A 22523-nucleotide genomic window follows, 5' to 3' on the forward strand; every position below is an offset into this window, starting at 1 on the left:
TTGCTGACAGGCTGGAGTGCTCAGGTTAGTCACCAGGTTAGGCAGTGAATCCGGCTCGATGATCGCAATAATGCGCAATTCACGGTATTTCGGATCGGCAAAGATAGACGCCAACACATCGATGTACTCGGTGCGATAGCGGGTAGTGCCTTCCACGCCTTGTTTCAACTCGCCGTTGGATGCCAGCGCATGGCAATCGCGGTTGGGCAGGTCATAGACCACCACCTGGATGACATTGGCTTTTTGGTCGAGAGCGGCATCCAAATGGTCACGCAAACCCCAGCTACCATCGGTAGGGGCAATGGCACCGATACGATCCATCCACACCGCTGTGTTGTAACCTGCAATCTTCGAACCGCCGGTTTCTGCTTGTGCTTTGGCCGACCAGATAGGGTCTATGTACCACTGTGCACCGACAAAGGGGTTATCCAAACGCGGGCCAACACTGCCAACACTGGAGCTGCTCATGCTGACGGCTGAGCTGCTGGCGATTGAACTGCTAACAACCGAGGAGGAGCTGCTGGTCGTTGAGCTGCTAATGAGTGATGAGCTGCTAATGAGTGATGAGCTGCTGGGCGTAGAGGATGAACTCACAGCCACCGGTTGGCCGGAGCAGCTGGGCAGGGTGAAGCTGCCGGAACTGTTGCCGGTAAGACCAAAACTGGTGGAAGCGCCGGCGCCCAAACTGCCGTTGTAACTCACATTGGTCGCGGTCACGCGGTTAGTGCCGTTGCCACTCATGCTGGCGTTCCAGATGCTGGAAATCGCCGCTGGTTGCGCAAAGTTCAAATAGACCGTCCAGTTTTGCACTGCAGCGCCGTTATTGGTCACACGTACATCCAACTGATAACCGCCATTCCAGCTGCCCGTTTGGGTGACCACACAGGTGAGTGGGTTGGGGGGCATAATCGAGCTGATCGAACTGGATGACACTATGGGTAGGCTGCTTGGCGCCGCTGAGCTGGAAGACGCAGGAATGCTTGAGGAGGAGACATTGCTGCCATAGGCACGCAAACGGTTGCGTACAAAGTTGCCTGAATCGCTCAGCTGGGCTGTGCTCCAACCGCCGGTGCCGCTAGCGCCCGGCTTCAAGGCAGCCGAGGTTTCAGTTTTGTCCGAGAGCGACCAGTTAACCCAGCTGATGCCATAGGAATCCAGTAAGTTCAGCCAGTTAGTGGTTTGATCCGGGCAGATACTGCCATTGCCGGTGTACTCACTGTTGCCCCATTCGGTTGAAAAGATGGGCAGTTTTGCATCGGCAGCCGCTCTTACGATGGCGCGCAGAGGTTCCTGGTGTTCAGGTGAACAGGCGTAGAAGTGCAGGGCATAGGCGACATTGTTGAAGTTCAGCGGGCTGGCGACTACCTGATCCAAACGCTGGCTCCACACCGCTGTACCCACAATCACAAAGGCGTCTGGCGCACCGGCACGAATCACCGGAATCACTTCATTGGCGTAGGGTTTGATGGCTGAATCCCAATCCACCCCGTTAGGCTCGTTGGCGATCTCATAAATAATATTAGGGCTATTGCCGTAGCGGGCGGTGACAAGGCGGAAGAAGGCTTTGGCCTGTTCTTTGTAGGTGAGGGGGTTACCGTCACTCAGAATGTGCCAGTCCACAATCACATACAGGTCATTGGCGATGGCTGCATCTATACCGCGCCAGAGGGTATCCAGCACTGCCGGATTATCCAGATAGCCGCCTTCTTTGGTGTACATCGCGAGGCGCACGACGTTGGAGTTCCAGTCATCGCGCAACCATTTGAAGCTGCTGCTGTTCACATACTGCGGGAACCAATGCAAACCATGGGTGCTCATGCCGCGCAGCTGGAATGCCTCACCGCGCTCGTTTACCAAGCGGCCATTCGCTGTGCGCAGGCGACCGTTTTGGCTGACCAAACGCCCGGTTGCATTACTCAGGCTGGAAGTGCTTGAGCTGCTTGACGGCGTGCTGGAGCTAAGTGCACTGGAGCTGGCGGCGGTAGTGGTGCCGTATACCGCGACATCCCAGAGCGAATAACCCCAAGCCGGGTTGGCTTTACTGGTCATGTTGATGCGCAGGTAGCGCCCCTGACCGGTCACGCCGATATTTTCCACACCCCCGGTGCCATTGGACTTGGTATACAGGTTGCTCCAGTTGATGTTGTCGCTGGATACCTGAATGTTGTAACCGCTGGCATAGGCTGCTTCCCAGCTCAGGCGAATCCCGGTGAGGTTGTAATAAGCGCCAAGGTCAACCGATAAGCTCGCGCTGCCGGCGGTTAATGCGGATGCCCAACGAGTGGTGCCATTGTTATCAAATGCTCTGGCGGGCTCATAGCCCGCACCTTCGGTGGAAGAGGCGACAGCGACTTTACCCAGCGCTATGTTGGATGCCGCCGAGGAGGCTGTGCTGGAGCTGGATTGACCACCAAAAATCGTGGCCAATGTGGAGGTTTGGCGAATCCCGTTAGCGCCGTTGATTAAGCGATTGCCCCAGGAGCTCAGGCTGTTAACGTTAAAATTATTCACTATGTCCAGCGATTGCGTCTCGGCATTGTTGCCAGACCAGGACCAGCCCAAATAACCGATTTGCTGTTGCTGGCTCACCGACATAATCGCGTCTTCATCGACATTGGCGCCCTTGTGGTCGGCGCCAAACTCGCCAATCACCAAGGGTAAGTTCCGGTTTCTAAAATCCTGCACATAACTTTGAACAGCCGAGAAATTGCCGTAACTCTCATACATATGCACGGAAAACACCGTGTTGCGCTCGGGGTCGGCATTAAACACGGTTGCGGCGTTGTTGCGCATGGTGTTGGACCAGTCCTGACCCCAGTTGGGGGCATCGACCATGATGCTGTGTTTGATGCCGGCCTGACGCATCCTCTGGATGGATTGGGTTTGTAGCGAGGTCCACTCACTCGCCCGGTTATTGCCCAAGGGTTCGTTGGCAATATTGATGATGACGTAGTCTTCCTGGTTATTGAGTGCGCTGCGGATATCCGCACTTAACCAGTAGTTGACGGTATCAAGCGGGTTTTGCGCGCTGCCGGAATCGCCATAGCCGGTGGCATCGTGCACTTCAAGCACGGCGATGAGCTTATTGTCCTTGCACCATTGGATGACCTGGGCAAGTTCAGCGCCACCCACGCGACCACCCAATCCACCCGTGCCGTTGGCGAGTACGATACGCACTGTATTGGCGCCAGTACTGGCAATATCCCGCAAGGCTTGGGGCGTTGTGTCTTTGTACCAAACATGGGCGTGGTTCACACCGCGCATCACGAAGGGTACACCGTTGCCTTCCACCAGCTTGCCACCCTGAACACTGAACCCGGCCATCGCAGCAGGAGAACAGAGACTCAGCGCAAGCACAGAGGCGGGCAGCCACTTTGCAAATTGCTTATGCATAAATACCTCTAGAAATTATTGTTATGGTTGATGTGGAGGTGCACGGGCGTCAGGTTTTGCTATGCCACTCCCTGTTGTGAAAATGATTACATTATTTATGTGATTTTTTATGCAATCGGTTACTTATCCGGTTGAATTCATGCCAGCTTCGCGACCGGATAGCGCCAAATACTAATAAAAATGGGGAGTTAGGCTATTCATCGGCGTCAAAACGCATAGATGGTGAGTGCCTGGTGGCCTGAAAGTGAAAAATTGTGAAGTAAGTACCCGCTGAAACAGGGGTGAATAGAAAACAAAAACCCGGGGCCTCACGACCCCGGGTTTTCGCTTTTACAAAGTGGAGACTGTTGTTACTCCTGTGGGCAGGACATTATTGCCCCCAGAGGTCATTCAACAGCTGGGTTTTGCGTGGGTCAAACCCGGTCCACTGGCCCCAACTGGTGTTGGCAGAGACTGGGTCCCAGGGAGTCAGATACCAGCCCATGGTGTCGGCTGACTCTGGGTTGATCGACCAGTAACAGGCATTGATACCCTTTTTCTTGAAGTAATTAGCCGCGGTTTGCTGCCATTGTTGGTCCACGTTGGTGGTGATGTGGCTCCACAGGGCGCGATCAGCCGGGCTGGATTTTGCAGCTGGCCAGTCCATGTTGCCGCCAAATTCACCAATCAAAATGCCGTAGCCCAGCTCACGCAGGTAACCAAAGTGCTCTTCCCAGCCTTGCTCAAGAATTTCTGGGTTGATCACTATGCGGCAATCGGCATGACCTGCTTCATCACCTTCCAGGCCTTCACACTCGGTTTGGGTTGGGTCCATAAAGTGTTTTTGTACAAACACTGAAGGGCCATAGGTGTGTGGTGAGAACAACAGGCGATCTTTAGGAATGTTCAGCGGGTTAGTGCCAGCTTCGTAGAGGTTTTCGCCCCAGTTGGGGTTCAGGTCAGGGTTGCCGTGTGGAACTGGAACCTTGGTGTCCGGGGTTCCGTCCTGGGTGTTAGCGTTACCGGAAATACCTTCAACAATAATGATCATGTTGGGGTTCACTTCGTTAATCGCTTGGTAAGCATCCTCAACCAGGCCTTTCCACTCTGCCCAGGTGTAGTCATAGGGCTCGTTGAACACATCGATACCGATGATGTTATCTACACCCAATAGCGCCGGCAGGCCTGCAATTTCTTTCAGGTTGGCCAGCCATTTTTGCTTGTCGTAAGCATGGATCTTGGTGACTGAAGCCGGGTTGCCGGTAGCCGAGCAGGAGTACTCTTCGCGGGTAAAGTCATAACCGACGCGGGTGGCATCCACATAGGGTGGGCGGGCATCCAAACGGCCGGCGCGCCAGCCGACGAAGTTGGAGCAGGAGTGGATATCCACAAACAGTTGGATGTCGTTCTGGTCAGCCAACTTGATGAAATCCTCCAGTGCCTGACGCGCGGTAGTTTGACGTACAGATGGATGGTTTTTCAGGTTGGGGTCCATACCTTGCGGGTTGTTTGCTTCCAGGGTTTGCGGCGCAATTGGTAAACGCAGCATGGTAATGCCCTGCTGTTTCAGCTCGGTCATAGTCTGCTGGATGGTGCGGCCTGAACCCTGGCTGTTATTCACCCACCACATATTGCCCACATACAACTCCATAGGTGCACCGCTGGGGTTGTTGGCATCGTTTGATGGTTCATGGCGACCTTCAAGGCCGAACCAGTTGCCGCAACGCGCTGGCAGCAGGGTACCGTCTTTGGTCAGGTTGCCCTGGGTATTGACGCGGAATACACCGCTACCCGGTGGTGTTACTGAAGAAACGCTGGAAGATGACAGCGAGGAGCTGCTGAGTGAACTCATTGAGCTACTGGAAGAGCTTCTTACGCAAATCTGCGGATGCATGGCGCAGTATTCATCGCTCCAGGTGCTGGGTGGGCAATCCGGCCAGCTATTACCCTGTGGACAGCTTAGGGATGAAGTGCTGAACGAAGAGCTGCTTCTTATGCTGGATGAAGAGCTGGTCAGCAGACTGCTGGAGGAACTTGCCGGTATGGATGATGGGCTGCTCGATGAGCCAGGGTTCACCGGGCCCCACGGATCTGGCTGGCCATCGCAAGTTGAGTAGGAAATACAGCTGCGATTGTTTTCATAACCCCAGCCAGAGGTAGTGCTGGTACACAGTGGGTAGAGGGTGCCATACCAGTTACATTGCGCCGCATTGGTAATAGCCGATGAGCTGGCGCGGCTGGACGCGGGTACCGAGCTGCTTGATGGTGGTACTGAACTGGCAACACTGGAAGGGGTGGATGAAGTATTGCCGCCACTACAGGCTGCACCATTTACGGTAGGACGCTCAACAGCGCCACCGTTGGTAACGCCCTGGAAACCGAATTCCACGGTTTGACCGGGTTGTATATTGCCATTCCAGCCCAGATTCGTGGCAGCGTAGGGGTTGTTACCAGTCAGGTTGGCGTTCCACAAATTGGTCACGCGGTTAGTGTTGTACTGCCAGCTAACATTCCAGCCATTGATGGCCGTGGTGCCGGTATTAGAAATACGAACGGCTGCAGTAAAACCAGAACCCCAGCTATTGGTTACTACATACTCACAACCGGCAGCGGCGACATTCGAGAACGAAGCCAGCGCGAAGCTGACGCCGATCAGGCTCACCGCCCGTTTTAACGGAGCAGCAAAGCGGTTGGAGGGAGAAGTCACATGTCCCATTATTCAAGCCTCAATTATTATGGTGACTGTCAGTCCGCCGCTAGCACTTGCTAACCTGCGTAAAACAGCCGAGAAAAGATCGCAAAATGAATGCGATCACCGTTTCTGGACGCAATAGACTCCTCGTCACCTGCATCCAAAACTCTTCTCACGTTCTCCGAAGTCACCACATTGTTGTATTGATAATGGCTTGCCCGATGCTGTAATCCGTTGGTTGAACACAAACTATCGGGAAAGTAGCGGTACTCTTTATTGATACTTATGGCCGCTGTGTAGGACAACTCACATTTATACGGTAATCATCGCGTTACATCTGTTGACTGTGTCTCATTGACCATTTGCCTTGGAGGACTGATGCGCCAAAAAAGTGCAGTTTTGCCTTTTGGCATTTAAGTCTTCTTGCAAAACTATTTTTATAACGCGATTTATAAAACGGTTTATTAAGCGATTCGCTTTCAATAAATACCTCTATCTCCCTCGATTGTTTCACCCATCAGCGGAAACTCCACCACTGATTGCCGCCCAAGGTTTGATCAGTCAAATTCAATCAGTTAATATCACAATCAATCAATGAGTTAATCAAACAACCAGCTGAGCGGTATTTCTGAATGAAACCTTTTTTTGGCCTGCGGGCCCATGATTTTGGCACTTTTCCCCCTCAAGAACTGGCCGCGCGTATTGCCAGTTCCGGCGCCACCTGCGTGCAACTGGCCTTGGCCAAGGCATTTCCCGGTGGGCATTTAATGCCAGCAGAATTTGGCGATGCCGGGTTGGCGGAGATTCGCACTGCGTTTGCGGCGAATGGCATTAGCGTCGCGGTGATTGGCTGTTACATAGATACCGTTGCGCTGGATGAAAACGCGCGCGAATTTTCCTTTAAACGGTTTGAGGCGCATATCGATGCCGCCGCTGCACTGGGTTGCAATGTTATTGGCACCGAAACCGGTTCACCAATTCCATACCTTGATCAGCCCGATGGCCGCGAAACTGCTTTTCGTGTTGCACTGCAAGGGCTGCATCGCTTGGTAAAAGCGGCGGAACAAAAGGGCATTCGCGTGGGAGTGGAGGCGGTGGCGGAATATCACGCGCTCTCAACCATCGAGCATATTCGCACCATGATTGCGGAATTTAATTCGCCAGCGCTGGGGATTATTTTTGATCCGGTGAATTTAATTCCGCTCGCCGGTGTGAGCGATATGGATGCATTTCTGGATGAATGTTTTGCCACCTTTGGCGAGCGCATAGTGGCGATTCATGCCAAAGATTACCAAATGGTGCCCAGCGAAAAAGGCTTGGTAAAACTCGGCGATTTACCTGTAGGTACAACCGGTGTGATGGATTGGGTAGGGGTATTTAAACGGCTGATCGCCGCAGGTAAACACCAGGTGCCGATTTTGCTGGAGGACACCAGCCCTGCACACGCGTTAGATTCATTTGCGTATTTACAGCGCGCTTGGGATGAAGCGTTATTATTGGCAAAATAATACGGCTGTAAAAATTAACCCCTGGTATTGAGCGCGGTTTCTGTGCTCATACCGGGGGTTTTTATTGCGCTAAAAACGCGGGGTTATTTACCCACGTTATTTTTACCCCACAATTTTTCGTAGGGCCAGCCGGATAAATCTTCAACTATTGCGCGGCTCTGGTCGCTGGAAGGTTCAGTCGCGCCGGATTTTAAATGCGCGATTTCACTCATCAATAAAGCGTGGGTACTTTTATTTAATTTAAAGCGACTCGCCACAAAAAAGCCGAACAGTAGTAACAGGATCGGGCCAATCACCATGACCAGTACGATGGTATTAATCGCCTCGGTAGTTTGGGTTTCACTGCCCGACATAAAACCGCCCCATTCAATCACAATACCGACAAACATCACCGCAACGGCTTGCGCTGCTTTACGGATAAAAGTCATCACTCCCGCAAAACTACCTTCGCGGCGTTTGGCGGTCACTATTTCATCCACATCGGCAATATAGTTGTACACATTCCAGGGAATATAATTCAGTGCACCGCGCCCTAAACCCGCCAGCACTACCGCACCGAGTAACAAATACAGCGGCGGTAATTCACTAAAGGTTAAAAATAAACACAGTAAGGCAAGAATACCGGCGATATAAAAAGACACCGCCAGGCGATAGGTATAAGAGGGGCCAATACGAATCACCAGTGCAATCGCCAAAGCAACAGCAGCAAGTTGTGCGATGTAGGTATTGGCAATAAGCGATGAGGCAATTGCCACCGAGCCGCCCAAGGCAAACACAATAAAATAGGTGAAGGCCGCGTTAAAAATATCCTGGCTGATGTAACCGCCCAAATACATTCCCAAGTGCAAACGGAAGGCGCGAATGCGCAAGGTGGATGACAAATTTACAAACACCATTTTTAGTGCGGTGAAGGCTGAACCCTGTGGTTTGTCGGGTAATTCCGCTCCCGGTTTAGGTTCGTCTTTATGTTCTCTTTCCCAGGTAAATAAATAGGTAACGCCAATTACCAGCATAAAGGCCAAGGCAAAAATAATTCCCATAATCAAAAAGGTTTCGGAATTTTCTTTGCCGCCGACGTAATTAACAATCCAGTTGGGCAGTATGCCCGCGAAAATAGCAGACACTTGCCCGGTTAAAATACGCGCGCCGGCGAACTTGGCTTTTTTGGTGTAGTCGTCGGTCATTTCCGCGGCGAGTGTTTCGTAAGGAATTAATACCGAGGCATAAACCAATTCAAAAAATACAAAGGTCAGCAGGTAATACCAGTAGTGTTGGTCTGCAACCCACATAAGGGCGAAACTGGGCAATAAGGGAATGGCAGCGAGTAAAAATATCCGGCGACGACCGAAGCGGCGGCCGATTTTGGTTTTATTTAAATTGTCGGAAATATGGCCAATCAAAGGGCTGGCAACGGCATCGATAATGCGTGCAATCGCAAAAATAGAAGCGGCTTGTATTGCCGATAGACCACAAAAAGTCGTGTAGAAAAAAATCAGCCAACCACTGATAACCGCCATTGAGCCTGCGCCCAAGACATCGGTGAGGCCATAGGCCACATAATTGCGGGTTTTTATTTCGCGTACAGCCATAATTGTTACCGCTCTTATTGTTATGAATTGTTGTGAAGGTTTTATAAAAAAGTGGTGATAAAAAGCCCCGCGCTGCGAGTGGCAACAGCGGGGAAGGAGGTGTGCAATTAAATATAACGATTCATATATTCCACCAGCGCCAGAATCGCCATGGATTGGCCATAGGGCATAGAGGTCAATGGAATATCGCGATAGCCCTGCAAATCGTTAAATACTGGTGTACCAAACGAAACCTGTTGCAATTCACCGTCGTCGCTAATGTTAGCGAGCACTGCTTTAATCGCTTTCACTGCCATGGCTTCGTATTTGGAATCCAAATAACCTTTGCGCACAGCTTTTAAAATACCGTAGGCAAAACCGGCCGCGGCAGAAGCTTCCAGGTAAGAGGTTTTGTCGTTAATCAGCGTATGCCACAAACCGCTTTCATCTTGATAGCCTTCCAGCGCTTTTACTTGCGCTTCCAGGGTTTCAATCAAAAATAAACGCGTGCTGTCGTGCGGTGGCAAATCCAGCAGTTCAATAAATTCCGGGATCGCAATAGTCACCCAGCAGTTGCCACGGGCCCAGAGTGCATCGGCAAAGTTATGGCGACCATCAAAGGTCCAACCGTGGAACCACAAACCGGTTTTGCGATCTGCCAAATATTTGGTGTGCAACATAAATTGGCGTTTGGCTTCTTCCACATAGGCCGGGCGGTTCATTAACAAACCAATTTTGGCGAGTGGCAGCACACACATCATTAAGGTGTCATCCCAAATTTGTTGGTAGTTCACCGAGTTAAACACTATGTGCTGCAAGCCGCCTTCTTCAGTGCGCGGCATTTCATTCATGACCCACTCAGCCCACACATCCAAATAGGGTAGGTAGCTGCGCGTGCCCAAACGCTCTGCTAAATAGGCGAGGGTGAGGAAAGGCGAAACGGTATTCACGTTTTTGGTGGGGGTGCCGGCTTCAAAACGGTTTTTAAACCAGTCCTGCATGATTTGCAGCGGCTTCTCGTCACCGGTGATATCCCACAGCTTGAGCAAACCGTAAAGGCCAACACCGTGAGTCCACTCCCAGTCATTCCAGCCTTTGGTATCAATTACGCGTCCATCATCCAAACGCAGCAGGAATTCACCGCTGGTGTCTTTGATGTTAACCAGATTATCAATCAGCTTATCAATGGTGCGCGTCAACTCGTTGCGCGCGATACCTTCTACTGTAGCAACCATAAAATACTCACACATTATTGTTGGCAAAAACGTTGGCAGAAATTGCCGGCAAAAACCGGACTCGGGAATGTTTAAAGGATCATAACAGTGATCTTTCAATGTGTCGATCATATTCGATCATATATAGTCAATATGATTCAAGTGTGATACAAATAGGCCATGCTTCATGTGCAGCTTAGTCTTAATAAACGATAAAAGAACGCCCCTTGGGGTGTATGCAGTGAGTAGAGTCCATGAACCGCCGAGACCTTTTCCGCTACAGCGCTCTGGCCGCCAGCTTGCCGTTAATGGCGGGCACCCGCCTGAAGGCGGCGCAATCCAGTAGCCGCAACCCTCTGCTTAGCCAATCCAATCAGCTGGGCTGGCTGGATACCACCGAACCGCGCGCAGCTTGCGGTTACACCTGGGGTCAGCCTTGGTCGCAAGGCTCGCTCAATGCCGACGACAGACTGCAGTTAGTGAGTGAAGCAGGTCAGCCGCTGCCATTGCAAACCTGGGTAACGGCGACCTGGCCAGATGGCTCGGTAAAGTGGACTGGTCACGCGACAGCCGCCGGGCAAGCGCTGGGGCAGAAATTCCAAGTCGAAAAAATCGACCCAAAAAATCGTGCTCCTAAAGCCAAACACGCGATAAAAATTACCGAATCCGATAAAAAAATAGTGATTGATACCGGCGTGATTCGCTGCGTGGTGAATACCCAAGGTGAGGTGATTATCGATGAAATCACCCGCGCCAAAAAAACACTGCTACAAAACGCGCGCTTTATTGGCCAGCGACAAAATCAAGCGGAAACGGATGGCGAGCAGCCACTGCAGATAGAACATTTTTCCGCGCAGATAAAACAGGCTGACATAGAACAGCGCGGACCGCTGCGCGCGGTGGTGAAATTATCGGGAATCCATCGCACAGAAAACGGCCGTGAGTGGCTGCCATTTTCATTGCGCTTGTATTTTTATGCCGGTGGCGATGCTGTGCGCATCAGTCACAATTTTATTTTTGATGGCGATGAACAGCGCGATTTTATTCGCGCACTGGGTTTGCGTTTTGATGTTCCGCAGCGCGATGAAACCTACAACCGCCATGTGCGTTTTGTGGGCGAGGGCAGTGGCCTTTGGGCAGAGTCGCCGCAAGGCATTACCGGTTTGCGGCGCGACCCGGGCCAAGCGGTGCGCGAGGCGCAAATAAATGGCATCGCCACACCTGCATTAAATACCTGGGATAAACGTGTGAGTGAGCGATTGCAATTTATTCCGGTGTGGAATGATTATTCGCTCGCACAATTAAATGCCAAGGGTTTCAGTATTAAAAAACGCACTAAAGCCGGTCACGCCTGGATTGATGCCGATCAAGGCGGGCGCGCCAGTGGTGTCGCTTATATAGGCGGTGCAAGTGGCGGTGTGTTGTTTGGCATGCGCGATTTTTGGCAATTGCATCCCACTCAAATTGATATTCGCAACGCGGGCACCGCAACCGCACAAGCGACCCTGTGGATCTGGTCGCCCGATGCCGCGCCAATGGATTTGCGTTTTTATCACGACGGCATGGGCATGGACAGCTACGCCAAACAACTGGAAGGTTTGGAAATCACCTACGAGGATTACGAGCCAGGTTTTGGTTCGCCGCAAGGCATAGCACGCAGTAGCGACTTCACGCTTTATGCCCTGGATGCAACACCATCGCGCGAGCGCTGCATTGAGCTGGCTGATTCCATTCGCGCGCCGGCACAAATTATTGCTGCGCCGCAAACCTATTTGGATGCCGGGATTTTTGGCGGCCTGTGGAGCCTGCCGGATCGCTCAACACCGATTAAAAAAATTCTGGAAGACCGTTTGGATTGGTCGATAAATTTTTACCAGCAGCAAGTTGATCAACGCCACTGGTATGGCTTTTGGAATTACGGTGATGTCATGCACACCTACGATGCGGATCGCCATGTGTGGCGCTATGACGTGGGTGGTTTTGCCTGGGACAATTCCGAACTCTCGCCGGATTTGTGGCTCTGGTATTCATTTTTACGCAGCGGTGATGCGCGCGCCTTTCGTTTGGCAGAGGCCATGACTCGCCACAATCGCGATGTGGATATTTATCATCTGGGGCGCTTTGCCGGTTTGGGTACTCGCCACAATGTGCAGCACTGGGGTTGCAGTGCCAAACAATTGCGCATTAGCACCGCGGCTTATCGCCGCTTCCATTATTTTTTAACCGCCGATGAACGCACCGGCGATGTGCTCTGGGAAGTGGCCGAGGCGGATAAACAATTAGTGAATTTATTGCCCACCCGCAAAGTAAACCCGAGTGCTGCTGCCGATAAAAATACCCATATTGGCATAGGCACAGATTGGGGTTCTGCCGCCGCCAATTGGTTAACTGCTTGGGAGCGCAGCGGTGATGTGCGCTATAAAACCTGGTTGGAAAATGCCATGCGGGTAATTGGCAGCAATGACCTAGGATTTTTTGCCAAGGGCTACCATTTTGATATTAAAAGTAAAACCATGAGGGTTATTCCTGCCGATCCACTAACATCCGGCGAACCAAAACGTGTGTCGCATTTGAATGCGGTGTTTGGATTAATTGAAATCTGTGCTGAGTTAATTCAATTAATCGATGTGCCGGAATTTAAAGCGGCCTGGTTGCGCTACGGGCGTTTTTACAGTGCACCGGCTGCGCAGCAAACGGCTGAATTTGGCGTGAGTTTAACCGGTAATAATCTCACCAATGCCCACTCGCGTTTAACCGCTTATGTCGCGCAGCAAACCGGCGATGCTGAGTTGGCAAAACGTGCATGGAGTGAATTTTTCCGCGAAGCGAATCATGTACCTGAGGTTAAGCGGGTGGAAGGGCCGCTGGTGTTGAATCCAGTGGATGAGGCCGCATGGGTTTCCACTAATGACAGCGCGCAATGGGGGCTGGCGGCAATTCAGAATTTGGCGCTTATTGGTAATGCGCTGAAAAAATAATTTAATTAACAATATTTTTTACCGAGGTGAATACTTTGATCGCTGCAAACGTTGAAGACTATCGTTTATTGGCTAAACGCCGTTTACCAAAATTTTTATTTGAATATATCGATGGTGGTTCGTTTAGTGAAACTACATTGCGGAATAACTGTGCCGATTTACAAACCATTGGTTTGCGTCAGCGAGTATTGCGCGATATTTCCAACATCAACACCGAAACCGAATTATTTGGTCAGCATTTAAAACTGCCGATTATTCTCGGGCCAGTGGGTATTGCCGGGTTAAATGCGCGGCGCGGTGAAGTATTGGCGGCGCAGGCCGCGCAGGAAAAGGGTGTGCCCTTTTGTTTGTCCACGGTATCGGCCTGTTCGATTGAAGAAGTGCGTTCGCAAACGCAGGAACCACTCTGGTTCCAGTTGTACATGATTAAAGATCGCGGCTTTTTAAATGCGATGTTGGATCGCGCCGTTGAGGCGGGCACTAAAACACTCATGTTCACTGTGGATATGCCGGTGCCTTCATCGCGCTACCGCGATATTCGTTCGGGCTTGTCGGGCGGCAGTATGTTGCGCCGTCAAAGTGCGCGCATTATGCAATCCTTGATGAGCCCGCGTTGGGCCTGGGACGTGGGTATTTGTGGTCGCCCGCATTCACTCGGCAATGTGGCGCACGTATTGGGTAAGGGCGCAGGCATCGATGAATTCTGGAGCTGGATGAGCAAAAATTTTGATGCGAGTGTGACCTGGAAAACCCTTGAGCAAATTCGCGAAAAATGGAAAGGCGATTTAATTATTAAAGGCATTTTGGACCCGGAAGATGCGCTGGAAGCAAAAAAACTCGGTGCCGATGGTTTGATTGTGTCCAATCACGGTGGCCGACAATTGGATGGTGCACTCTCATCGATTCGCGCACTGCCACCGATTGCCGATGCGGTGCAGGGCGATATCAAAATTTTGCTCGACAGTGGTATTCGCACGGGGCTGGATATAGTGCGCGCAATCGCATTAGGTGCAGACGCTGTAGTGATTGGCCGCGCCTGGGTTTATGGTTTGGCCGCGCAAAAGAAACAAGGCGTCAGCAATGTGCTGGATATTCTGGGGAATGAATTGCGTGTGGCCATGGCACTGGCCGGCTGCCCATCGCTTAAAGACATTACCCCAGAGATTTTGGTGAAATAAAGCTACCGGCTAACACGAGGCTAATAATGAAAATAAATAATCTAACGCGCTGTATTTTACAGCGCGCGCTGTGGTTCTTTTTATTGTTAATCAGCGCTGCCGCCAGTGCGGATGACACAGCGCCTCACAAAACCGGTAAAACCAAGATTTTTATCGCGGGTGACTCCACGGCTGCTACCTACAATCTGCCTGACCAACAAGGCTGGGGTGCGCTACTGGGTGACTATATTAATACCGATAAAGCCGAGGTGATTAATCGCGCGCGTGGTGGTCGCAGTTCCCGCACTTTTATCAGTGAGGGTTTGTGGCAAGCGCTAATCGATGAAGTATCGGCGGGCGATATCGTTCTTATTCAATTTGGCCACAACGATGCCAGCCCGGTAAATGATGCAACCCGCGCGCGCGGTACCTTGCCGGGCATAGGCACAGAAGCCATCACCATCAATAACCTGCTCACCCAACAACAGGAAACGGTTTATAGCTTCGGCCACTACATGCGCAAGATGGTGAATGATGTGCGCGCAAAAAATGCCACGCCGATTTTAATGTCGCTCACCCAGCGCAATGTATGGCAAGCCGGAAAATTGGAACGCCACGGCAGCTACGGGCGCTGGGCCTATGAATTGGCACTGGAGCTGAATACCCATTTTGTGGATTTAAATAATCTGGCGGCGGATCAACTCGAAGCACTGGGTGAAGAAAAAACCGCTGCACTCTACCCAAAAGATCACACTCACTTTAATCCGCAGGGCGCGCAGCTGCATGCAGAGATTGCACTTGCGGCCTTGAAGGGTTTGCGTCCTGATCTACTTGGCGGCTTGCTTAATGAAAAAGGCACAGCTATAGCTGCTGATGAAATGACCTGGCTGCGTTTGCCCATACCTGCCAATAACAATTTGCGTTCAGTTTTTTTAATTGGCGACTCAACAGTACGCAACGGCGGCGGCATTGGAGCTAATGGCGAATGGGGTTGGGGCGATTTTTTGCAGCCGCATTTGAATAATAAAAAAATCAATGTCGTTAATCGCGCAGTGGGTGGTTTAAGCAGTCGCACTTTTTACACCGGCGGTTACTGGCAGCGCACGCTAAATATGATGCGCCCCGGCGATGTATTGGTGATGCAGTTTGGCCACAACGACAACGCGCCCATTAACGACAACAGCCGTGCGCGCGGTACGCTCAAAGGTGTAGCCGATAATTACGAGCAAATTGAAAACCAACTGACCGGAAAGCCGGAAAGGGTTTATAGCTACGGTGGTTATTTGCGCAAATTTATCGGCGAAGCCCACGCTCGCGGTATTACCACTGTGATTTGTTCACCGGTGCCGCGCAAAATATGGGATGGTAAAAAAATCGCCCGCACACCAGATTCCTACCCCGATTGGGCGCGTCAAGTTGCACTGCAAAGTGGTAGTGCATTTATCGATTTAAATAATCTTGTTGCCGCTGAATATGAACACTTGGGTGCAAAAAAAGTAGATCAACTATTTGCGGATAAACACACCCATACCAGTAAAGCCGGGGCGGAATTAAATGCCGCTGTAGTTGCGGCACAATTAAAACCGCTCTTGGGTTTGTGATGTATTAATCGGCGAGGTATGTCATGCGAGTATTTACTGTAAACAAGCAATACACATTCCTGATCATGGTGCTATGTCTAGTGCTGGGTCTATCTGCCTGCTCGGAAAAAGCACGGGAGAAAAATCCCGCGACTGGTGCCTCGTTAAGCAGTAGCGATAAGCCTGCTACTACTGAAAAAATAGCGCGGCAAATAGAGCTGCTGGATCGCGGTTTAATCGCCGTGCCCGGTGCGGAAGGTGTGTTGGTGAGTTGGCGAAAATTGCAGCAGGACGCAGCGGGCTTTGCAGTAGATATTTATCGCGATGGTAAAAAAATTACCGAAACTGCAGTCAGCAGTCGCAGCAATTTTTTAGATACCAAGGGCAAGGCCGGTGCAAATTACGAGTTGCGTGTGGGTGAACAAGTGATTGCAACAACACAGGCCTGGGATCAACCCTTTCTAAATATTCCAATCACCCCACCGGCCGATGACAAAACCCCGGATGGCCAGGTTTATTCCTACAGCGCCAATGATGCGAGCGTGGGTGATTTGGATGGCGATGGCCGCTACGAAATTGTATTGAAGTGGGACCCGAGTAATTCCAAAGATAACGCCTTTGGCGGTTATACCGGCGTTACTTATCTCGATGCATATACGCTGGAAGGCGAACAATTATGGCGAATTAATCTTGGCAAAAATATTCGTTCAGGCGCGCATTACACCCAATTTATGGTGTACGACTTTGACGGTGACGGGCGCGCAGAAATTGCTATGAAAACCGCAGATGGCACAATCGATGGCGAGGGAGCAATCATCGGTGACGCCAAGGCGGATTGGGTGAGTCACGGCGGTGAGTTGGAAGTGCGCGATCGCACGGGTTCAGTAGTAACAACCGACGGAAAACTAATGGGCCAATTAACTGGCCGCGTACTAACCGGGCCGGAATATTTTTCCGTTTTTGAGGGGGCAACGGGAAAAGTATTGGACACGGTTCCCTACATCCCCCAGCGTGCACCGGGTAACGATAATCCAACCGCCGAACAAATGAAAGCGGTGTGGGGGGATGGTTACGGCAATCGCTCCGAGCGTTATCTGGCCGGTGTTGCCTATTTGGATGGTGTGCGTCCCAGCGTAATTATGGCGCGCGGTTATTACGCCCGCAGTGTAATTGCCGCTTACGATTTTCGCGCAGGGAAAATTTCTACCCGCTGGGTGTTTGATTCCGAAGCCAAGGATGTTCCCCAGGGTTTTAGCGGGCAGGGCAATCATCAATTATCGGTTGCCGATATAGATGCTGATGGTAAAGACGAAATTATTTACGGCGCTATGGCCATTGATCACGACGGCTCGCCCAAATGGACTACTGGTTTTGGTCATGGTGATGCGCTACATGTTTCCGATTTGGATTTGGAAAATCCCGGTTTGGAATCTTTTAATGTGTATGAAGGTGTACGCGCTAATGGCGGAGTGGGTTCAGCGTTAATTGATCTTGCCAGTGGCAAGGTATTGTGGAAAAAATCCGCCGAAAAAGACAACGGCAGAGGCCTCGCGGCCGATATAGATCCGCGTCACCCGGGTGCAGAAAATTGGGCACTTAATGCAGCGGAATTATTTAATGCAAAAGGTGAAACCATTGCCCCGGTGCGACCACAGCAAGTGAATTTTGCCATCTGGTGGGACGGCGATACACAGCGCGAACTTTTGGATGGAACCAGCATTTACAAATGGGATTGGCAACATAATGCCAGTGTGCCGCTATTAGTTACCCAAGGCACTAGTTCCAATAACGGCACCAAAGCTAACCCGGCGTTGTCGGGCGATATATTGGGTGATTGGCGCGAGGAATTAATACTGCGCGCACAGGATAATCAATCACTGCGCATATATTCCACCAGTATTCCCACGGATATTGGTATGACAACACTGCTGCAGGACTCGCAATACCGCGTTGCCCTTGCATGGCAAAACACGGCCTACAACCAGCCGCCACACCCCGGTTTTTCACTGCCGCAAACAGCGAACGCTGAATAAAGTTTATTCTACTAGGTGTTGAAATTATGCCATTAACAACAAAACGCACCCTGCTCAAAACCATAGCGGTAATGCCGTTTTTACCATCCTGTGTTTACTCCAGTCGCGACAAAAAAATGAACACAACACAATTGGAAACACCCTTCGGTGCTATGCGTGTGACTGCACCTTCATTTGCGGGATTAAAATTATTTAACATTATCGATTTTGGCGCAGACCCGGCGAGTCAACAAAAAACCTCAGCAGCAATTCATGCGGCTATTGCTGCCGCTGCTGAATTTGGTGGTGTGGTTATTGTGCCGCCGGGTGTGTGGCCTAGCGGAAAAATCCATTTAAAAAGTCATGTGAATTTACATATCGCCGAAGGTGCAGAATTAGTTTTCTCCAGCAACCCGCAGGATTATCTGCCCGCGGTGCACTCAACCTGGGAGGGATTGGAGTGTTACAACTATTCGCCGTTGATTTACGCCTACGAGTGCGAAAATGTCGGGCTCAGTGGTAAAGGAAAATTAATTGCCAAGCTGGATATTTGGCGCGAATGGTATGCCCGCCCTAAACCCCATATGGATGCATTGGTTGAACTCTATTACATGGCCCATAAAAATGTTCCGGTGCAACAGCGTGACATGACCCAAGGCAGTGCCAACCTGCGGCCGCAATTTATTCAATTCAATCGTTGCAACAATGTATTGATTGAAGACGTGTCCATTAACAACAGCCCTTTCTGGGTTATCCATCCTTATCTGTGCAACAACGTGACTATTCGCGGTGTGAAGGTGAATGCCCACGGGCACAATAACGATGGCGCCGACCCGGAAATGTGCACCAATGTACTGATTGAAAATTGTATTTTTGATCAGGGCGATGATGCGATATCGGTGAAATCCGGCCGCGAGTTTGATGCCTGGCGATTGAGCACGCCCTGTCGCAATATAGTTATCAGAAATTGCGTTGTAAAAAATGGCCATCAATTATTAGCCATTGGCAGCGAAATTGCGGGTGGTATCGAAAATGTATACATGCACTCCTGTGTGGTAGAGCCAATTACCAACACCAAAATTCCCCCGCTGACCAACTTACTTTTTATTAAAACCAATGAGCGCCGTGGTGGTTTTGTTAAGAATATCTATATGGAAGATATTACTGCCGATAATTTGCAAGGTGGTGTAGTCGCTATAGATACCGATGTGCTCTACCAATGGCGCAACCTGACTCCAACCTTGGAGCGCAAATTAACTCCTATTGAAAATATAGTGGTTTCCAATGTGCGCGCAAAAAGCGCCAGCTATGTTTGCAGTGTAAATGCAACTGCGGAGCTGCCGGTGCGCAATCTTACACTTGAAAATATCAAAGTGAATTCTGTGTCAGGTAAAGCGCTTGCCACTGAGAATGTGGTGAATTTTAAGTTTAATTAAACCTGCACAAATAGGGTGGTTTGTTTAACCCTTGCGTGAGTCAGCGCGCCATAAGGTTTATTAAAGTTCATTAAAAAGAAGCCATCAATCGCCCTAACACTTTCATTGCTTCTTCTATTTGTGGCGTCCAGCTATTGCCATAGTTCAGGCGGATGCAGTGGCGGAAGCGGCGGGAGGCGGAGAAGATTGGGCCGGGTGCGATGCTGATGCCTTGTGCCAGGGCGAGTTTAAAGAGTTGTAGTGAATCTACCTGCGTGGGTAATTCCACCCACAGAAAATAACCGCCTTTTGGTTGGGTTACACGGGTACCGCTGGGGAAAAACTTTTCAATGGCGAGCAGCATCTGTCGCTGTTGAGCCTCCAGCGTTTCGCGCAGTTTGCGCAGGTGGCGATCAAAACCGCCGTGCTGTAAATAATCGGCAATCGCCGCTTGTGCAGGCACCGAGGGGGAGATGGTGCTCATGAGTTGCAGGCGATAAATTTTTTCGGCGAACTTTCCACCGGCTACCCAGCCGACTCTGTAACCCGGTGCCAGGCTTTTGGAAAATGAACTGCAATACATAATTAAATTATGCTGATCAAAACTTTTTAAGGGTTTGGCCTGCTGGTTGCCAAAATAGAGTTCGGCGTAAACATCGTCTTCAATCGCGGGAATTTGGTGCTTGGCGATTAATTCACAAAAGGCTTTTTTCTTGTCATCACTCATGCTGGCGCCGAGTGGATTGTGGTAACTGCTCATGACCCAAATCGCTTTAATTGGTAAACGAGTGAGTGTATCGGCCAAAGTATCCAGATCCATGCCTTCGCTTGGGTGAACCGGAATTTCTACCGCTTTTAATTTCAACCGCTCCAGCACTTGCAAGCAGGCATAAAAAGCGGGCGATTCAATGGCCACCAGATCACCGGGGCTGGTCACAGTTTGTAGCGATAAACTCAGCGCTTCCAGCGCGCCGCTGGTAATAATCAATTCGTCGGCAGTGTATTTATTGCCAGCAGTCATCGCACGCAACAAAATTTGGCGGCGCAAATTGGCATTGCCGCTGGTCATGTCGGTCACTATGGCTTGCGGCGTTATATCGCGCAGTGCTTTATTCATGGAGCGCGCCAGCCGTGGCAGGGGAAATAAATCCGGGCTGGGAAAAGCCGAACCCAAGGGAATGGTATTGGGGTCTTTAATGGAATCCAGCACGGAAAAAACCAATTCGCTGACATCCACTTCGGTCGCCGCAATTTCATGCCGCGCTTGTGCGTTGTCATTTAATTGTGGTGCAGCGAGCAGGCTGCCAGCATTGTTGCGCACCACATAACCGGAGCGTGCACGGGCCTCAATAAGCCCGCGCCGCTCCAGTAGGTAATAGGCCTGAAACACGGTGGCAGCACTGATGTTGTGGGTGCGGCTGGCGGTACGTACCGAGGGAATTTTTTCGCCCGGTTTTAAGGTGCCGGTACGAATCAGTTCGGCGATATTTTCTGCAAATTGTTCATAGAGTTTCATAAAGGAATCATAAGCCAGTCATGGATTATTTGCCTATTTTGTTTGGTAGATAAAACTGGCGGACTGCTCAATGGTCTGTTCCGGCTGATTCACATTGTTCATCTGGAAATTAAAATTGATATGACCACCCCTGTTGTGGATGGGATCATGGTGTTTGAGTGCTACCGCAACGGGCAACTCCAGGCGTTCACCGGCAGCCAGTGTCAGCTGGTAGGCTTTGGTCAAATACAGTGGCTTATCGCTTGCCAAGGTGAGTTGATAAGTTTGTATTTGCTGGGTTTTGTTGGTTAATTTCAGGCGATACACATTCACTTGTTCACCCAATGAATTAGTGCGCAATACATTGCGGTCGCGGTATGCACTTAACGCCATTTGCTCGCGCGCCTGTAAACCCAGTGCAAGAATTGCCAGTAGTACCGCAATAGCAACTAGATAGGCCACCAGACTGGTGCGCCAGCGAATGCCGGGTTTTATTGCGCTGCGTTGTGCGGACGGCAATTCCAATAAGCGCTCACTGGTATAGCTCACCAAACCGCGCGCGTAACCCATTTTATCCATCACCGAATCGCAGGCATCCACACAAGCCGCACAACCTATGCAATCCATTTGCAAGCCATTGCGAATATCAATACCGGTTGGGCAAACCTGCACACACATATGGCAGTCGATGCAATCACCCAAATTTTTTGCGCGATGATCTTCCTCTTTTCTGCGGGCTCCACGGCTCTCGCCGCGCTGTGCATCGTAACCAATAATTAATGTGTCTTTATCAAACATCACACTTTGAAAGCGCGCGTAAGGGCACATGTGGGTGCAGACTTTTTCGCGCAGCCAGCCGCCATTTAAATAGGTCATGCCGGCGATAAAAAATACCCAAAATGCATAATTGCCCTCCAGCTGCACAGTGACTAAATCGCTCACCAAATCACGCACCGGCATAAAATAACCCATAAAGGCGATGCCGGTGGCGAGTGAAGCTGCTAGCCACAAAATGTGTTTGCTGCTTCGGCGCAACAATTTATTCAGGGACCAGGGCGCCGCATCCAGTTTTACACGTTGATAGCTATCGCCTTCGGTGATTTTTTCCATCCACATAAATGCCCAGGTCCAGGTGCTTTGTGGGCAGGCGTAACCGCACCAGACTCGCCCGGCGATTACCGTTACCGCGAGTAATAGAAATGCGCTTATGCTCATTGCAAACGCGAGTAGCAAAAAATCCTCGGGTAAAAAAGTAGTGCCAAACACATAGAATTTCCGTTCACTTAAATCCCACAACACTGCTTGGTGGCCGTCCCAATTAATCCAGGCTGTGCCAAAAAATAATAGCGCCAGCACACCGGCGATACTGATGCGCAGGCGGCGAAAAACGCCACTAAAACTGCGCGTATGAATTTTTCCGCCGCGTTCAGCGGGGGTGAGTTTGCGCGAGACGGGCAGCTGCTGTACCGGAATATGTTCGCTCATGACGGGCTTCTCTCTATGTGGTCGGTCATCCCGTGCTCAGCCATCAC

The 22523-nt window shown here is 50.7% G+C and carries 12 protein-coding genes; 6 read left to right on the top strand and 6 right to left on the bottom strand.

Annotation, left to right across the window (positions count from 1 at the left end):
* Together ACFODX_RS05700 and ACFODX_RS05705 are read right to left on the bottom strand one after the other, a co-directional pair.
* On the bottom strand, positions 1-3393 hold a 3393-nt coding region (locus tag ACFODX_RS05700), incomplete at its 3' end, for a cellulase family glycosylhydrolase (RefSeq protein WP_378116984.1).
* A gap of 370 nt (positions 3394-3763) precedes the next feature.
* On the bottom strand, positions 3764-6088 hold the full coding sequence (locus tag ACFODX_RS05705; protein ID WP_378116986.1) for a cellulase family glycosylhydrolase: 2325 nt from the start codon (positions 6086-6088) through the stop codon (positions 3764-3766).
* A gap of 608 nt (positions 6089-6696) precedes the next feature.
* Here ACFODX_RS05705 and ACFODX_RS05710 point away from each other — a divergent pair.
* Positions 6697-7572 carry a sugar phosphate isomerase/epimerase family protein gene (locus tag ACFODX_RS05710; protein ID WP_378116988.1) on the top strand — a complete coding sequence of 292 codons (876 nt, stop codon included), beginning with the start codon at positions 6697-6699 and terminating at the stop codon, positions 7570-7572.
* A gap of 83 nt (positions 7573-7655) precedes the next feature.
* On the opposite strand, the gene ACFODX_RS05715 is transcribed toward ACFODX_RS05710, so the two are convergent.
* Positions 7656-9161: an MFS transporter gene (locus ACFODX_RS05715; protein WP_378116990.1), complete on the bottom strand. Its 1506-nt coding sequence runs from the start codon at positions 9159-9161 to the stop codon at positions 7656-7658.
* Positions 9162-9268: 107 nt separating this feature from the next.
* Entirely contained in the window at positions 9269-10375 is a 1107-nt protein-coding gene (gene bglB, locus ACFODX_RS05720; RefSeq protein ID WP_378116992.1) for a beta-galactosidase BglB, read from the bottom strand.
* A gap of 233 nt (positions 10376-10608) precedes the next feature.
* Between bglB and ACFODX_RS05725 the strand changes: the two genes are divergently transcribed.
* From ACFODX_RS05725 to ACFODX_RS05745, 5 genes are read left to right on the top strand one after another with little or no spacing between them, the layout of a single operon-like run.
* Positions 10609-13332: an exo-rhamnogalacturonan lyase family protein gene (locus tag ACFODX_RS05725; protein WP_378116994.1), complete on the top strand. Its 2724-nt coding sequence runs from the start codon at positions 10609-10611 to the stop codon at positions 13330-13332.
* Between the two features lie 26 nt (positions 13333-13358).
* Positions 13359-14510 (top strand): FMN-dependent L-lactate dehydrogenase LldD, encoded by a 1152-nt coding sequence (lldD, locus tag ACFODX_RS05730; protein WP_378116996.1) that lies wholly within the window; start codon positions 13359-13361, stop codon positions 14508-14510.
* A gap of 26 nt (positions 14511-14536) precedes the next feature.
* Positions 14537-16090 carry a rhamnogalacturonan acetylesterase gene (locus ACFODX_RS05735; protein ID WP_378116998.1) on the top strand — a complete coding sequence of 518 codons (1554 nt, stop codon included), beginning with the start codon at positions 14537-14539 and terminating at the stop codon, positions 16088-16090.
* A gap of 23 nt (positions 16091-16113) precedes the next feature.
* Positions 16114-18102, top strand: a complete 1989-nt coding sequence (locus ACFODX_RS05740) for a rhamnogalacturonan lyase (RefSeq protein WP_378117000.1) — start codon at positions 16114-16116, stop codon at positions 18100-18102.
* A 26-nt stretch (positions 18103-18128) separates the two neighbouring features.
* Positions 18129-19517, top strand: coding sequence for a glycoside hydrolase family 28 protein (locus tag ACFODX_RS05745; RefSeq protein WP_378117002.1), 1389 nt, complete (start codon positions 18129-18131; stop codon positions 19515-19517).
* Between the two features lie 70 nt (positions 19518-19587).
* On the opposite strand, the gene ACFODX_RS05750 is transcribed toward ACFODX_RS05745, so the two are convergent.
* On the bottom strand, positions 19588-21012 hold the full coding sequence (locus ACFODX_RS05750) for an aminotransferase-like domain-containing protein (protein WP_378117004.1): 1425 nt from the start codon (positions 21010-21012) through the stop codon (positions 19588-19590).
* Between the two features lie 33 nt (positions 21013-21045).
* Positions 21046-22476: a cytochrome c oxidase accessory protein CcoG gene (gene ccoG / locus ACFODX_RS05755; protein ID WP_378117006.1), complete on the bottom strand. Its 1431-nt coding sequence runs from the start codon at positions 22474-22476 to the stop codon at positions 21046-21048.
* Positions 22477-22523 lie beyond the last annotated feature (47 nt).

The organism is Cellvibrio fontiphilus (genome assembly GCF_042646205.1).
Taxonomy (GTDB): Bacteria; Pseudomonadota; Gammaproteobacteria; order Pseudomonadales; family Cellvibrionaceae; genus Cellvibrio; species Cellvibrio fontiphilus_A.